We start from the raw sequence: 13,542 nt of genomic DNA, 5'->3' as shown, positions 1-13,542 counted from the left end.
GTTGTTGGTTGTTGGTTGTTGGTTGTTGGTTGTTGGTTGTTAGTTGTTGGTTGTTGGTGTTGGCTTTTAATTTTTTATTTTCAACTTTTTCCTTTTGCTCTCCTACTCCCAAGTCTAATGCCTGTTGAGTATTCGATACATGGCGATTGCGGATTATAAAAGCGGCAAATATGAAAGCAAAAATTACTGTTAATCCTCCTCCTATTCGCAATATTTGTTGCCACCACTGATTTTTTTTGATATTCCCTGAGCGAGGAATTCTAGTAATTGCGCTTGATGATTGGGAGTTGAAAGCTCTAGAAGGATTTAGTGTTAATGAAGTATTCAGTTGCTCTTCTAATGAGTAATTTTTGGGTAGGGATACAGTCGCTCCGTTGGTGGAATATCCGTTATTGGTGGTTGGTTGTTGATGATGAAGTTCGACGGTAGTGGCTTGAATTCCAGTGGATGCGAGAATAGCGGCTGTCTTCTCTTGCAGCGTTAAGTTGACTGCTGTGGGGAGAATAAGCTGATGCTTGGTTTTCTCTTTTGGTATTATTGTTAAGGGGGTTTGAGTTGGTCGCCAGTGATGATCGTTTAATTCTGGAGTGCGATCGCGGAGATATTCGTCTAGATCTTGTAATGTTAAATCTTTTTGATAATAGCGCAAGCTCTCTAGGAGTGCTGTGGTAAATAAGCCATTGCCTAAACCAGTCGCTTCATGGGAAAATTCGTTCAGTTGAGCTGACAGGATCAGGGTAATTCCCATATTGCGGGCTAAATCAATAGTTTCCGCACCAGGAGGTTGGCCAGATTCCAGTCCCGGCGAACGGTTTATATCTAAAAGAACTAAAATATTATTGTCACCTTGTGCCTTGAGGGAGGTAAATAGCGATCGCACGGGTATGCCTGTACCGGGGATATCCTTGGGGTTACCATCAATAGGCATCAGGTAATCGACACCATCCCAACTAACGCCCCAGCCACTAAAAAAGAACCAACGCCATGTCCTAGAATTAGGATTCAAGTTATCTGAATCAAGTTTTTGGCGATCTAACTCCAGCCAGCGGCAGATATTTTCCCGGCTTGGATAGGTTGAGCTATCCTCAATCCATGGCGAAGAGTCGGTTAACAAGAGACAATGGTTGGATGGTAAGTCACCTTGCTCAACCAAAAACTGCCGCAGTGCGATCGCATCCTCTTCCCCACAGTTTAGGGGCACTAAAAACTGATAACGGTTGATGCCAATTGCGATGCAAGGGTAATTTGCCATAGATGTTGCTTCTCGACGTTGGAGGCTGGAACTTTCCCAGATAATCAATTGTCTCTCAAATTGCCGATTTTGGCTAATTTTTCACCATACATATCTACGGGAGATTGCCCAGGGGTCTATTCTGGGTTTTTTATGTTAAAATTACCTTGGATAAATCTAGATAATTAAGCCATCATTGATAATTGATAATTGACAGGTCAGATGTTTAGGAACCAACCATGTTTGAAACTAAATCAAAATCAAATTTTATTGTACCCGCAATTGCCGGAATTACTCTGGTTACAGTTAGTGGTGTCGCCGCCTATTTTTACTTTACTCATCCTTCCGGAGAGACTTTAAGTTCTATTGGTGCGGCTAAAGTTATACCCGATGAAGCAGTTTTAGTCAGTTATATTTCTACAGATCCAAAATCTTGGGCAAATCTACATTCCCGAATACAGTGCGTTGGCCAAAGAAATACTGGCAAATAATCCCAATACGCCCCCGCTATCCCCAAAAACTATCGAACAATTTACCAAAGTTAAATCTGTAGTTGCGGGAGTAGGAATTGACGATGCAGGAGTAAGATTAAAAGCGATCGCAAATTTAGATCCGGCAAGCATTAAAGTAGAATTTAAACCCGCATCAGGTCAAATAGTATCTCTACTTCCTGCCGATACTTTTCTGCTGATTAACGGAAATTCTATTAAGACTTATTGGCAAGGATTTGTCGAACAAGCTCAAAGCGATTCGCAATTAGAAAAGGGATTGGAGCAGAGCAAAAAACAAATAAAATTAATGACAAAGTTAGATCTAGATAAAGATATTTTTGGATGGATGGATGGGGAATTTGCGATCGCGGCAATTCCTGCGGATAAAGGTATCCTGAAACAATTAGGATTTGGTGGTGCAATTATTTTACAAACAAGCAATCGTGCCACCGCTGAAGCGACTACGGTCAAAGTCGATACCCTCGCGAAAGGTAATGGAATTAAGGTTGCCGAAAGAGACATTCAAGGGAAAAAGTTCACCGACTGGGAAATAATCCAACAAGGTACTTTGTTATCTCACGCTTGGCTGGACCAAAATACTTTATTAATTGCGATCGGATAGCGCTCAAACCCAAAACAGCAAAATAGCAGCTTGAGGAGTCAGGAGTTTTGAATGACAAAATTATTTTACACTTAAATTTTCCCACCCCTAGCCCCTAACATCTAACACATAGCCCATGATTACCAAGATTGCATCTATTGCCAGAAAACAAATTGTCCCCCTCAGTTTATTGGTGCTGTTAGGCGGCGCGGGGGTAACATGGCTCTCTGTCGCCCTAGTGCAGCCTCAAACTGCCCTGGCTTATACAGCACGAGTAGACGTTTCCCTGACAAGTCAAACTGACGAGACTTACGAAAATTTCCTGCGCCGTGGTGAGGCTGTAGCTAGGGCAGCCGCGCAACGGAGTTTTGATGGGGATATTTTGGTGACAGAAGTGGCAATAACGATAGTTGGCGAACATAATGGCGAGATCGCACCCGTTTTGTTATTATCTGTTAGCCGTCAAGACTGGAAAAATCGCCCCGATGCCCAATATTGGGCCACCTATTTCTCTACTAGTAAGTTGCTCCTCAACTTTGAGCCTCCAATACCGCCACCCCAAGCGACACCTGACACCTCAGTAGCACCATCAGAGCCACCACTACAACCCCAAGCTGTACCGGGGATACCACCAAGACTAAGCCCAACACCAAATTCATCGCCATAAACAGTACCACCCCCACCAACACCAACAGCACCTAATGCGCCACAACCTCTGACAAGGTAAAGCCCGGGGGAATTTTGGTATTGACTGGAATTATTTCTAGTTTATGCCGTATAATGTGTGGTTTAGGGTCTAATGTAGTCGGTACTCTTGGCACTGACAATAAACGGAGCATCGTCTGAGGTAAAGACCGGACTCTCCCCAAAAAGAGACCAAAAAAAAAGAAAGGGCTTGCGCACAACTTTCTTTGCTTATATCCCGTGCTAGTCCATCGGTTGCGCAAACCCTTAGCCATTCAGGTTCTGATTTGTCCTTGTCTTCTATTGTCCGATCTAACCAGGGCTGATTGCATCAGCCAAAGTTCTTAATATTAATCAGCCAATTGGCTGATTCTATCAAAAGTGAACTATATTGAGTTACAGTTTCAGGCCGAATCACTCTTTGGTATTGTATTCCGTAATTCATTTTACAGAAAATCTCGCCTAAGATCGGATTAGAAGTTCATAGCCTCAGATATGTCAAAATCGTTTAGCGTACATCCTAGGTACATCCAAGAAGTAAACTTGGCTTGGAGGCATAAAAGTGATGGGCGCGATCGAGAGCTAGCTAAAAAATTGGGGCTATCTCTCGATACCGTCGATTTATTCCTCAAAGGTCAACTTGTTAATGGTCTGAATTTCGTGGAAATTTGTCAGACTCTAGACTTGGAATGGCGAATTATTGCTGGTTTAGAGCCACATAAGACTCAGGTTACTGCCCCATTAATAGCAGTTAGTGGGGGTAACGCTACTTCCCACTCCAAGGTGGATGCCAAAACTAGTACAGTTGATCAAGCATTAAACGGTTTGGTGGGTGCTTTGTGTGAAATGTTGAGCCGCCTCACCCGCAAAGCAGGGAATTTGCTCAGAGCCGATCGTACCAGCATTTTTCTACTAGATCGAGATCGACAAGAGCTTGGCTCCCTAATTGCTGAGGATGGTAAGGGTGGTAGTTTAACGATTGATATGCCTGCCGATAGAGGAATTGCTTCTATAGCAGCCACATCTTTGTCGGCGATTAATATTCCTTTTGATGTTTATGACGATCCGCGCTCTGATATGGCCAAGATCGTTGATACTAGAACTGGATACCGGACTTATACAATTCTGGCTTGGCCTCTGTTGAATGAAAAAAAAGATTTAGTCGCTGTGGCACAATTCATCAACAAATTAAAGCCGAATTATAATCCCAAAGATACTTTATTTATGAGAATCGATCCCTTTGGCTTTACCCCAGAGGATGAAGCTCTATTTACTAAATTTGTACCTTCTATTATACAGATTCTAGAGCGATGTCAGTTTTGTTACCAACTTGCTCAGAAACTGAGGGAAAATGGTGTTATCCATTCAGGAGGCAGTGTATTCCCGGAGGCGGAGCTGATTGCACAACTGAAACGACAGGAACAACACCTCCGTAAAAGTCTCGAAAGAATTTAGATTAGGGAGTTATTGGTTATTGGTTATTGGTTGTTGGTTATTGGTTGTTGGTTTTGAATTAAAAATTAAAACTCCCTATTCCCCATTCCCTATTCCCCGTTACCCTAGTTTAATCAAGATATGATGAAGCATCCTGAAATTATGAGGAACTTCAGTAGTTTGTAGTATCCTCTCGATCTCACTACAGCTACTATCATGAATAGTGTCAATATTGTCCGTCAAACCAGGCAGAAAACTCTGTTAAGCCTAGGAAGTTTATTCCTGGTATTTTTATCTACTGGATGTGTTAATCCATTCACTCCCAATCTTCAGCTTCAGAGTTGCAAGGATGCTCAAACTAAGGTTAGCCAAGTTCAGAAACAATATAATGAGGTTGTCGCTCAGTTAGCTAGCCCGCCTAAAGACGAAGCCAATAGTAGTAGCACCACGATTATTCAGAAGCTTCAAGAGTCTCAAGAGGAAGCATTGGAGGTTTGTGAAAGAGTTGATTGAGAAGTTAGTGTTCTACACTTAAGCCGGGACTAAATCTACCACAAAAAGAGGAGCGGCTTCCCTTGAGCGAACAGCAAATTCCCATCCACGAGACATCCCTCAGTTGACTGCGGGATGTTTTGTTACAACAATAGCTTAGAGGAAGTTAAGGGCTTCCGGGCTGTACTGCGGAGTTTCCGGAAGAGATTATTTTTCTCTAGTATAATAGACTTGTATATAATGTTATACCTGTAATGATTCAGATAAAAACAACCTTTTCTGATGAGGCGAAAGATTAGATAGTACTGGAGCCAAAGAACAAAAAACAAAAAACAAATAACAAATGCTAAATTATCGTATTAAAATTGCGGAATTTGTATTTATTGTTGGCTCAGTCATTGCTTGGGCTGTATCCGATGAGCTAATTTATGGTGCAATTCCCTTATTAGTTGCTCTAGTGCTAAACCTGATCGATCGCGTGCGTTTGGAGCAACAGATGAGACGGCGCTTGACGGCGGGGATTACTAAGCTACATCGCCAAATCGAGCAAGAGAGTCAATCTGTATATGAAAAACAAATTGAAGATGCGATCGCAACTCTGGAAAATAAGCTGCCAGAATATCTTGCCCAGCTCAATTCTCCTGAATATAATGCTGTCCAAATTGCCCAATTCAAAGTGCAAATTTCCAGCTTCGAGGAATCCCTTCGCAGTATCGTAAAATACCTGAATACATCCTCTATACTAGCACGAATCGATCAATTAGAGGATGCAATTGCAACAGCTACAGCAAATCTTGCCCGGATAGAGCGCCAAATACCAAATGCCTCAAAACTTCCTCTCAAAGAGATTCCAGGAGCGGAAAATCATCAAACCTTTGAGCCTCAACCCGCTCTATTTCCGGTAATGTTGGAGCCTGTATCGCAGATCCCATTACCTACTTGGACTAATATCTACTCTCTAGGCGGACATTCTGACTGGATTAGCAGTTTGATTATTAGTCCAGATCGGGAAATTCTGATTAGTGGAAGTCTTGACAAAACTATCAAATTGTGGGATTTATCGACAGGGGAAAACATTAAAACATTTTCTGGACATGGACAAGGTATACTATCTATGGCAATGAGTCCAGATAGACAAATTATCGCCAGTGGCGGGTTCGATCAAACTATTAATTTGTGGCGGATCGATACAGGAGAATTACTCTATACTCTAAAGGGTCATACTGGTTCAGTGCGAGCGCTAGCAATAGCGCCAGATGGTCAAACTCTCATTAGTGCTAGTTTTGATAAAACTATCAAGCTGTGGCATTTGGATACGGGAGAATTTTTAGGTAACTTAACAGAAGATGCGGGACAAGTTTCTGCGATCGCACTTACACCTGATGGGCAAATTGTTGCTAGTGGTGGTGGCGATGGGATTATTACCCTTTGGCCATTTGAACCTTCAGCTTCCGTCGTTGAATTTACAGGGAATCTTAGTTCTATTGCTTCACTGACAATTAGCTTGGATGGTAAAATTTTGGCAGTCGGTTGTACTGACGGTAATTTGAAGTTATGGCAAGTCGATACCGGAAAAATATTAAAGGTATTTCCATGTCATTCAGGAGCTGTAATTTCTGCCGTTTTTAGTTTAGATGGGCACAATCTAATTGGTGGTAGTGCAGGAGATGCAATTAAAATTTGGCAAATCGAAACAGGTGAATTGTTGAGTGTTTTAGATCATGATGTACCTGGTTCCGTCATGTCAATTGCTATCAGTAAGGATGGTGAGTGGATTGTGGGAGGCTGTGAGGATGGTACGATTAAGATTTGGCAACAGGATTAATTGGGGAATGGGGGAAAAGAGTTTTGAATACTGTAGGGGCGAGTCGCTACGATAGTCTCTGCTACTCAACGTCTAACCTCAATGGACTCTTTTAATTGAAATTAACTGGGAATCTCTTGCCACTCTAGTATTGCTTGGGATAGACTATTTATTGGAGTCTCTTATATGTCTACAATGCCAACACCTATTTTATCGATCGTTATTCCTACGAGAGAAGGCTTTTCTGAGCATTGGATTACAGAGTTATTAAAGGTAAAGGGAGATGTTGAGTTTATTTTAGTTCATCCGCCAGGAGCAGGCACTTATCCTACTGTCGATCCTCGTATGCGCCAGATTATTAGCCCTATTCGAGGTGAAATCATCCAACGACTCAGTGCGATGATGAATGCTTGTGGCACATATATTTTAACCATTAATTGTGATGAATATCTCAACCCGGATATAGCAGACATCGCTGTTCAGTATTTTGAGAGATTTCCAGATAACTGGGTGATGAGGCTGAGTAAGAAAGGATTTGACTTTGGAGACAAAGCTAGTCTTGAAGCACCATGGGCTACTTTGCCAAAGATTGAGGAACTTAAAATATGCGGCAAATCTCAAGGCAATGCCAATTTATATGGAGATGAATCTCATATACTAGAGATCCCAATTGCTCCAGTCGATAATAAGTTTGATAGTCAGTGTTTTCTCCGAGAAAGAAAAGACCAAAATGGGGCACATACGGAAAATTTTGATAAGAAAGTATGGAAAAATAAAATGGTGCAAGAAACCATTAAAGATCTGGGTAGCCTAATGGTTTTATCTGGCCCATTAAAATACATACCTTTTTGGTGTCTTGACAGGCTGCTCGGTTTATTTATCCAAGCTAAGTTTTTTGAAAAAGGTAAAATAGTTGGGCATATATTGCCACCACCTGAACAAATCAGATTTGAAGATAATCCGCCAGAATATAGAAAGTCTAAGAGATTTTATGTATTCGCTGAGATTTTGCTAATCAGACGATTTCCCCAATACGGATACTTCTGGAATCTTATTATCGATCAACTTAGGGGGATTCCGATGAGAGGAGTTGAATTTGTGGGCAGAAAATTGTCTGGGGGAGGTGCAGATAATTAAAAGGTTTCGGTAAGTTAGGGAATGAGTTGACCTCTCCCCGGTCTAAAGACACGGGGATTCTAAACTGTTGCTACGTGACAGGATAAATCCGTGCCACTACGCTTTTTAGTTTTGGTTTCCCAGATACGGAATCTGGTAGGCACGGTCAATAATGCCCTACAGACCTTGACTAGACTTAAGCCTAGTTGTGTCTCTACTTTACGCAGAATATTTGCTGCGCCATTCAAATCAGCATTGACTAAAATCCCTTGTCCAGTGCGGTACATTCCGCGTTTAACTCGTTTTCCTGATGGCTTCCACATTTCGGGTTTTTCGCCGTAGGTTGGTAGAAAATCATCGTCGATAAAACTAGCTTTGCTGGTGTATGATTCTTCTGTTTCAACAAACTTGATCCCGTGATACTCGCATAGTTGTTCAACTCGTTTTTTTAATTTGGCTGTTGGTATCTGAACAAAAGCTTGAGTCGTTTTGCCCAATTTCACCTCTTGCCGTTGTCCTTGGTTCCAGCCAAAAACAACTGTACCAATTTGATGTTTGATGCAGTGGTCAACTACCATTTTTGCAGCTTTGTTTACCGCATCTCGCATTTGGCGATTACGTTTCTCGGTTATCTGGGCTAATTGGTCATCCCAGTAGCCTTGTGGTTTTCCTTCTTTGAGTGTGGCTACGCGCTTGTTATACCATTGATTTAGGCTTTTAACTTTACGTCCATCAATGATGAAGCTGGTTCCTGCATTGGAAACACAGCTTAACCAGTTGTTGATACCAGGATCAATAGCTAAGGCATTGTTTGGATCGAGATTGTATTCAGGTACTGATTTTTGTTTGTAGACAAACTCAGAATAGAAGCACTGATTTCTGGGAAGTATTCGCAGTTCCTTGATATCTTCGAACTCCAAGTTTGAAGGCATTGGGATTGTGAAACTATCAAGTTTAAACCACCTTTTTACCGTTGTGCCCAAGGGGATTTTGATTTGGTCACCAACAAGTCTTAATGCTTGTTTAGGATAAGTCACCAGAGCATATCCTGCACCTTGACGGTAATTAGGTAATCTTGGCTTGAAGTGCAATTCACCCTGGCTGTGCTTCTTATCTAATTCTTTGAAAGACTTAAACGATTCAGCAACTGTCCTCAATATTTGTTGTGCCGCCTGAGAATGGAGAACCTGATAGTGTTTGTTGGTTTTGTATTCCTTTTCTAAGTCATATTTACCAATTAACTTACCAGCCTTGAAATATAGCTGACGGGCATAGTAGATACCGCAGTTAGTTAACTTATGTGATTCCGAACAAATAAACTCAAGGATTGCTTTTAATTCTGGAGCTGGATTAATTAAATTTTGCTGACATCCGTACAAATTAACATCACCTCCCTCATCTGGCTATAATACAAGTATACATGATTACTAGAGAAACGGCAATGCCTTTTAAAAAAAATCACAAGGATCGATACACAACGAATAGAGAAAAGCCCTTAGTTAGTAGTCCAGTATGCTTAAGGATGGATATAGAATTAGCCAAAGAATTAAAATCAGTTCCTGATTGGCAAGAACGGCTAAGGCTAGCGTTGCCTGAACTGATAAAAAACTGGAAGGCAGGATAAATCCTGCAAAGCGCTAGGGTTAACACCCCGCGACCCTAACATCCCCGGACTAAAGTCACGGGGCTTTCAGCGACTCACCTTGTAAAGAGTTTTGAGTTTTGAGTTTAAACTCAAAACTATCTTCCCCACTCCCCATTCCCCACTCCCCACTCCCTACTCCCAATGCGCTAAAATTAAAGCATAACGGGCATTCTAGGATTCACCGACTCCATGATTGATACAATTTCTACTCAACTTTATAAACTCGCACAATTTTCTGATAGCCTGGTACACAATCAGCTTACACACCTCAGTGCCGCTAGTATTGCAATTATTTTTACCGCTGGGTTGCTTACGAGCCTGACACCCTGTATGCTATCGATGTTACCCATTACAATTGGCTATATCGGCGGCTATGAAACTAAAGGACGTTGGGAAGCTGCTATCCAATCTACTTGGTTTGCCCTGGGGCTAGCCACTACATTAGCGGGATTGGGAATTTTAGCAGCATCTGTTGGCTTAGTTTATGGTCAAGTGGGAATTGGTTTACCGATTATTGTCAGTCTTATTGCTATTATTATGGGACTGAATTTATTGGAAGCATTACCTTTACAATTACCCTCCTTCGGTGGGATGGATTGGATTTCTAAAGATTGGCCTAAAGGTTTACGTTCTTATTTAATTGGTTTAACCTTTGGTGTAGTAGCTTCTCCTTGCAGTACTCCCGTTTTAGCTACTTTACTCGCTTGGGTTGCTACTACACAAGATTGGGTTTTAGGTGGGGTTTTGCTGTTATCCTACACGGGGGGATATGTCGCTCCATTGATTGTGGCGGGGACTTTTACGGCTTCTATCAAGAAGTTAGTGGAGTTACGGCAGTGGTCGAATTGGATTACGCCCCTTAGTGGTGTATTATTAGTCGGATTTGGTGTTTTTTCTCTCCTGTCTCGGATTCCTGTATTTTAGATTGAGAATATTTTTTTAACGCAAAGGGGGAACGGAAAGGGCGCAAAGAATCATAAACAACCAATAACAAACAACAAAAAACCAATAACAAGAATATATTTTTCTAATGACAACAGAAAGTTCATCTTTTTTCAGTATCATCAGCAGGTTTAAGCGTCAATTAATATCAGTATTAGCTGACTTGAGACTGGCGATTATATTGTTGCTTGCGATCGCAGTTTTTAGTATTAGTGGTACGGTAATTGAGCAGGGTCAATCTTTGGTCTTTTATCAGGAAAATTATCCAGAAGATCCAGCTCTATTTGGTTTTCTTAGTTGGAAGGTGCTTCTGTTACTGGGATTAGACCATGTATATCGTACTTGGTGGTTTTTGTCAATCCTGGTTTTATTTGGTAGTAGTCTTACCGCCTGTACTTTTACTCGTCAGTTTCCGGCACTAAAAGCGGCACGTCGCTGGAATTATTATACTGAATCTCGCCAATTTCAGAAACTTGCTCTCAGTACGGAATTGGAAACAGGCTCTTTAGATTCTCTTACTCAACTGCTAGGAGAAAAGCGCTATCGGGTTTTTCAAGAAGGCGATACTATCTACGCCCGGAAGGGAATTGTGGGTAAAATTGGTCCGATTGTCGTTCATGCCAGTATGTTAATTATTATCGCCGGGGCAATTTGGGGGGCGATGACTGGATTTTTGGCTCAGGAAATGGTTCCTAGTGGCGTAACTTTTCAAGTGAGAAATATTCTGGATGCTGGGGTTTGGGCTAAACCGCAAATTCCTACAGATTGGGCAGTCCATGTTAATCGTTTTTGGATCGACTATACTCCAGATGGGGCTATTAATCAGTTTTACTCTGATTTATCTGTTGTAGATAAGGAAGGAAAAGAATTAGATAGAGAAACTATCTATGTGAATAAGCCTCTCCGCTATCGCGGTGTGACTTTTTACCAAACTGATTGGGGTGTTGCTGGCGTGCAGGTGCAATTAAATAATAGTCCCATTTTTCAGTTACCGATGGCACGACTAGAAGCAAATGGCGGTGGGAATATTTGGGGCACTTGGGTGCCGACGAAACCAGATTTAAGTGAAGGGATTGCTCTGCTAACACCTGATTTGCAAGGGACACTTTTCGTATACGATGTAAAAGGTAAGTTGGTTTCTACTGTCCGCTCTGGTATGTCCACTGAGGTGAATGGGGTAACTCTGAAAATTAAGGATGTTATTGGTAGTACAGGGTTGCAAATTAAAGCAGATCCAGGTATTCCTTTAGTTTATAGTGGTTTTGGGTTATTGATGCTGGGAGTAGTGATGAGTTATGTTTCTCACTCTCAGGTTTGGGCACTGAAACAGGGCGATTCATTCTATATTGGTGGGAGAACTAATCGCGCTCAAGTTTCTTTTGAGAGGGAAGTTATCGAAATTTTGGATAGGTTGACAGAGCATAAGGAAACTGTAGCTGTTGCAGGTGTGAATGTTGAATCTTTGGAGGGTATTTGAGGTAATCTGTAGGGTGCGTTATGCGAAAGCTAACGCACCATCCTCACTGTGTAAATCTTGTTATAATCAAATATTTCAAAAAATCTAAAACTCCAAAGGCCACAAATCAGACACAGCCACCTCCCAACCTGGCAGCAAATCGGGAACACTCAGTATATCCCCATCACCCAAAATAACTACTTCCTCACCAAGACGATAAATTTCCACTCTATGCTTTTCTGGGTTAATCAAAATACCTACTTTTGTTCCTTGAGAGAGGAAATCTTGTATCTTATCCCTACTAAAACCTGGAAGTATAGCTAGCTACAATCATCCATATCATAAAAGTCTAAAATCTAAAAAAGGTTATTAGGCCTCCTTTGGATTATCCGCCAATAATAGCTGAAACGACGCAAATTCGTCAAGTATTGAGAATTAATCTTAATAAATTTAACGAAGTTAAGGCACTTTCAGCCTTTGCTCATTTGTTACGTTATGTAAATTACTCTTTTTTTAGGGAGAGGGGTTGGGGGTGAGGGGAAAACTCCCTATTCCATATCCGGACATCTCGGACTTGAACCGTGTAATCCTCCGAAGCCAAGAGCGATCGCAAAAAATGTACGATAGCGCTACTCCAGCGTGCTTGGCTAAAATCACCTGTTGTTGGCGATTGAGTTTGAGTTCGGTTTTGAACCCTAGAAGCATATGTTAGCCTTTCTCAGTGTTTATTAATAAAACTGCTACTGTTGATTAGCCCTGGAATCATCCAGATCGGCAAATTTGTAACTACAGGATTACCATATTGCTATACTTCTTTCTCATACCGCACCTCAATAACAGTATGAACATTCCCCCGTGGCGAAAAATCACCTTTAATCTTCACCTCCAGAGGATCGCAAGCCGCCACAAAATCATCTAAAATCTGATTAACCGACTCCTCGTGAGAAATATAGCGATCGCGATAACTATTAATATACAGTTTAATCGCCTTCAACTCCACCACCCGTTCATTGGGAATATATGTAATATAAATAGTCGCAAAATCTGGATAGCCGGAAAACGGACACTTACAGGTAAACTCTGGCAATGTAATATGGATATCATACTGCCGCCCCACACGAGGATTCGGGAAAGTAATCAGGCTCCCTTCAGCAATCTCACGTTCCCCATATTTCATTTCTGACTTTTCAACTTCTGGCGATGGAGATTCCTGGGTTGGGTAGTTACTCATAATTTTTTTTGTTTTAATTAAGATTCCCAGTCTGGGCAATTGTCAGTATCCCAGCCATAGGGGTGCATCCCGCATACTAATAAATTACCACCATAAGAGTGACCGTGGTAATGGCGGCAACCGACGCAAGCGGAAGGTAGTTGTAAAATAGATTCATCTGGATGAGTGAAGAATTGTTCAGTTTCACCGATTGACTCTTCAGGCTCAAAAAACTCAAAATAATCGAAATCGACAAATTCCCGAACAATATCCTGCAGGCACTTCTCAATATCCGCACCTACTGTATTTTGCCATTCATCAGCCAATTCTTCAACGACTTCGGTGAATTCGACGAAGAATTCATCCACCATATCAGCAAATGAATCCAGGGTTTCAAAAATACTTTTAGACCAATCTTCCATGTTAGGGAGTGGGG

14 protein-coding genes and 1 pseudogene are annotated in these 13,542 nt (G+C 41.6%); 10 read left to right on the top strand and 5 right to left on the bottom strand.

The window, feature by feature from the left end; all coding sequences use genetic code 11:
• Window positions 1–655: 655 nt before the first annotated feature.
• Window positions 656–1,252: pseudogene (locus tag NJ959_RS30720) on the bottom strand (caspase family protein); the annotation flags it as partial.
• 218 nt (window positions 1,253–1,470) lie between these two features.
• Here NJ959_RS30720 and NJ959_RS16205 point away from each other — a divergent pair.
• From NJ959_RS16205 to NJ959_RS16175, 7 genes are all read left to right on the top strand, one after another.
• Entirely contained in the window at window positions 1,471–1,722 is a 252-nt protein-coding gene (locus NJ959_RS16205; protein ID WP_254012775.1) for a DUF3352 domain-containing protein, read from the top strand.
• A complete protein-coding gene (locus NJ959_RS16200; protein ID WP_254012774.1) occupies window positions 1,697–2,344 on the top strand; it encodes a DUF3352 domain-containing protein in 648 nt (215 codons plus the stop codon). Before NJ959_RS16205 ends, NJ959_RS16200 begins: the two co-directional genes overlap by 26 nt.
• A gap of 115 nt (window positions 2,345–2,459) precedes the next feature.
• Window positions 2,460–2,990 carry a hypothetical protein gene (locus tag NJ959_RS16195; RefSeq protein WP_254012773.1) on the top strand — a complete coding sequence of 177 codons (531 nt, stop codon included), beginning with the start codon at window positions 2,460–2,462 and terminating at the stop codon, window positions 2,988–2,990.
• Window positions 2,991–3,502: 512 nt separating this feature from the next.
• Window positions 3,503–4,462, top strand: coding sequence for a GAF domain-containing protein (locus NJ959_RS16190; RefSeq protein WP_254012772.1), 960 nt, complete (start codon window positions 3,503–3,505; stop codon window positions 4,460–4,462).
• 195 nt (window positions 4,463–4,657) lie between these two features.
• A complete protein-coding gene (locus NJ959_RS16185) occupies window positions 4,658–4,954 on the top strand; it encodes a hypothetical protein (RefSeq protein ID WP_254012771.1) in 297 nt (98 codons plus the stop codon).
• Between the two features lie 322 nt (window positions 4,955–5,276).
• A complete protein-coding gene (locus NJ959_RS16180; RefSeq protein WP_254012770.1) occupies window positions 5,277–6,758 on the top strand; it encodes a WD40 repeat domain-containing protein in 1,482 nt (493 codons plus the stop codon).
• Window positions 6,759–6,923: 165 nt separating this feature from the next.
• On the top strand, window positions 6,924–7,874 hold the full coding sequence (locus NJ959_RS16175) for a glycosyltransferase family protein (protein ID WP_254012769.1): 951 nt from the start codon (window positions 6,924–6,926) through the stop codon (window positions 7,872–7,874).
• Window positions 7,875–7,933: 59 nt separating this feature from the next.
• Here the strand turns inward: NJ959_RS16175 and NJ959_RS16170 are convergent, their stop codons facing one another.
• Window positions 7,934–9,232 (bottom strand): RNA-guided endonuclease InsQ/TnpB family protein, encoded by a 1,299-nt coding sequence (locus NJ959_RS16170; protein ID WP_254012768.1) that lies wholly within the window; start codon window positions 9,230–9,232, stop codon window positions 7,934–7,936.
• A 62-nt stretch (window positions 9,233–9,294) separates the two neighbouring features.
• Between NJ959_RS16170 and NJ959_RS16165 the strand changes: the two genes are divergently transcribed.
• From NJ959_RS16165 to NJ959_RS16155, 3 genes are all read left to right on the top strand, one after another.
• On the top strand, window positions 9,295–9,477 hold the full coding sequence (locus NJ959_RS16165) for a hypothetical protein (RefSeq protein WP_254012767.1): 183 nt from the start codon (window positions 9,295–9,297) through the stop codon (window positions 9,475–9,477).
• Between the two features lie 210 nt (window positions 9,478–9,687).
• Window positions 9,688–10,422, top strand: a complete 735-nt coding sequence (locus NJ959_RS16160; RefSeq protein WP_254012766.1) for a cytochrome c biogenesis protein CcdA — start codon at window positions 9,688–9,690, stop codon at window positions 10,420–10,422.
• A 106-nt stretch (window positions 10,423–10,528) separates the two neighbouring features.
• Entirely contained in the window at window positions 10,529–11,917 is a 1,389-nt protein-coding gene (locus NJ959_RS16155; RefSeq protein ID WP_254012765.1) for a cytochrome c biogenesis protein, read from the top strand.
• Window positions 11,918–12,001: 84 nt separating this feature from the next.
• On the opposite strand, the gene NJ959_RS16150 is transcribed toward NJ959_RS16155, so the two are convergent.
• From NJ959_RS16150 to NJ959_RS16140, 3 genes are all read right to left on the bottom strand, one after another.
• Window positions 12,002–12,187, bottom strand: a complete 186-nt coding sequence (locus NJ959_RS16150) for a Uma2 family endonuclease (RefSeq protein ID WP_309242642.1) — start codon at window positions 12,185–12,187, stop codon at window positions 12,002–12,004.
• Window positions 12,188–12,701: 514 nt separating this feature from the next.
• Entirely contained in the window at window positions 12,702–13,127 is a 426-nt protein-coding gene (queF, locus tag NJ959_RS16145) for a preQ(1) synthase (protein ID WP_254012763.1), read from the bottom strand.
• 17 nt (window positions 13,128–13,144) lie between these two features.
• Entirely contained in the window at window positions 13,145–13,528 is a 384-nt protein-coding gene (locus NJ959_RS16140; RefSeq protein WP_373693667.1) for a hypothetical protein, read from the bottom strand.
• Between the last annotated feature and the right edge of the window lie 14 nt (window positions 13,529–13,542).

The sequence above is a fragment of the Limnofasciculus baicalensis BBK-W-15 genome, assembly GCF_024178385.1.
Classification (GTDB): Bacteria; Cyanobacteriota; Cyanobacteriia; order Cyanobacteriales; family Coleofasciculaceae; genus Limnofasciculus; species Limnofasciculus baicalensis.
This window is presented reverse-complemented; position numbering and strand designations above follow the sequence as displayed.

What these genes read in the sequence shown, in the direction of transcription:
- queF (WP_254012763.1), bottom strand. Translation starts at nt 13,127, where the DNA reads ATGAGTAACTACCCAACCCAGGAATCTCCATCGCCAGAAGTTGAAAAG.
- NJ959_RS16180 (WP_254012770.1), top strand. Translation starts at nt 5,277, where the DNA reads ATGCTAAATTATCGTATTAAAATTGCGGAATTTGTATTTATTGTTGGC.
- NJ959_RS16205 (WP_254012775.1), top strand. Translation starts at nt 1,471, where the DNA reads ATGTTTGAAACTAAATCAAAATCAAATTTTATTGTACCCGCAATTGCC.
- NJ959_RS16185 (WP_254012771.1), top strand. Translation starts at nt 4,658, where the DNA reads ATGAATAGTGTCAATATTGTCCGTCAAACCAGGCAGAAAACTCTGTTA.
- NJ959_RS16160 (WP_254012766.1), top strand. Translation starts at nt 9,688, where the DNA reads ATGATTGATACAATTTCTACTCAACTTTATAAACTCGCACAATTTTCT.
- NJ959_RS16190 (WP_254012772.1), top strand. Translation starts at nt 3,503, where the DNA reads ATGTCAAAATCGTTTAGCGTACATCCTAGGTACATCCAAGAAGTAAAC.
- NJ959_RS16140 (WP_373693667.1), bottom strand. Translation starts at nt 13,528, where the DNA reads ATGGAAGATTGGTCTAAAAGTATTTTTGAAACCCTGGATTCATTTGCT.
- NJ959_RS16165 (WP_254012767.1), top strand. Translation starts at nt 9,295, where the DNA reads ATGCCTTTTAAAAAAAATCACAAGGATCGATACACAACGAATAGAGAA.
- NJ959_RS16175 (WP_254012769.1), top strand. Translation starts at nt 6,924, where the DNA reads ATGTCTACAATGCCAACACCTATTTTATCGATCGTTATTCCTACGAGA.
- NJ959_RS16155 (WP_254012765.1), top strand. Translation starts at nt 10,529, where the DNA reads ATGACAACAGAAAGTTCATCTTTTTTCAGTATCATCAGCAGGTTTAAG.
- NJ959_RS16195 (WP_254012773.1), top strand. Translation starts at nt 2,460, where the DNA reads ATGATTACCAAGATTGCATCTATTGCCAGAAAACAAATTGTCCCCCTC.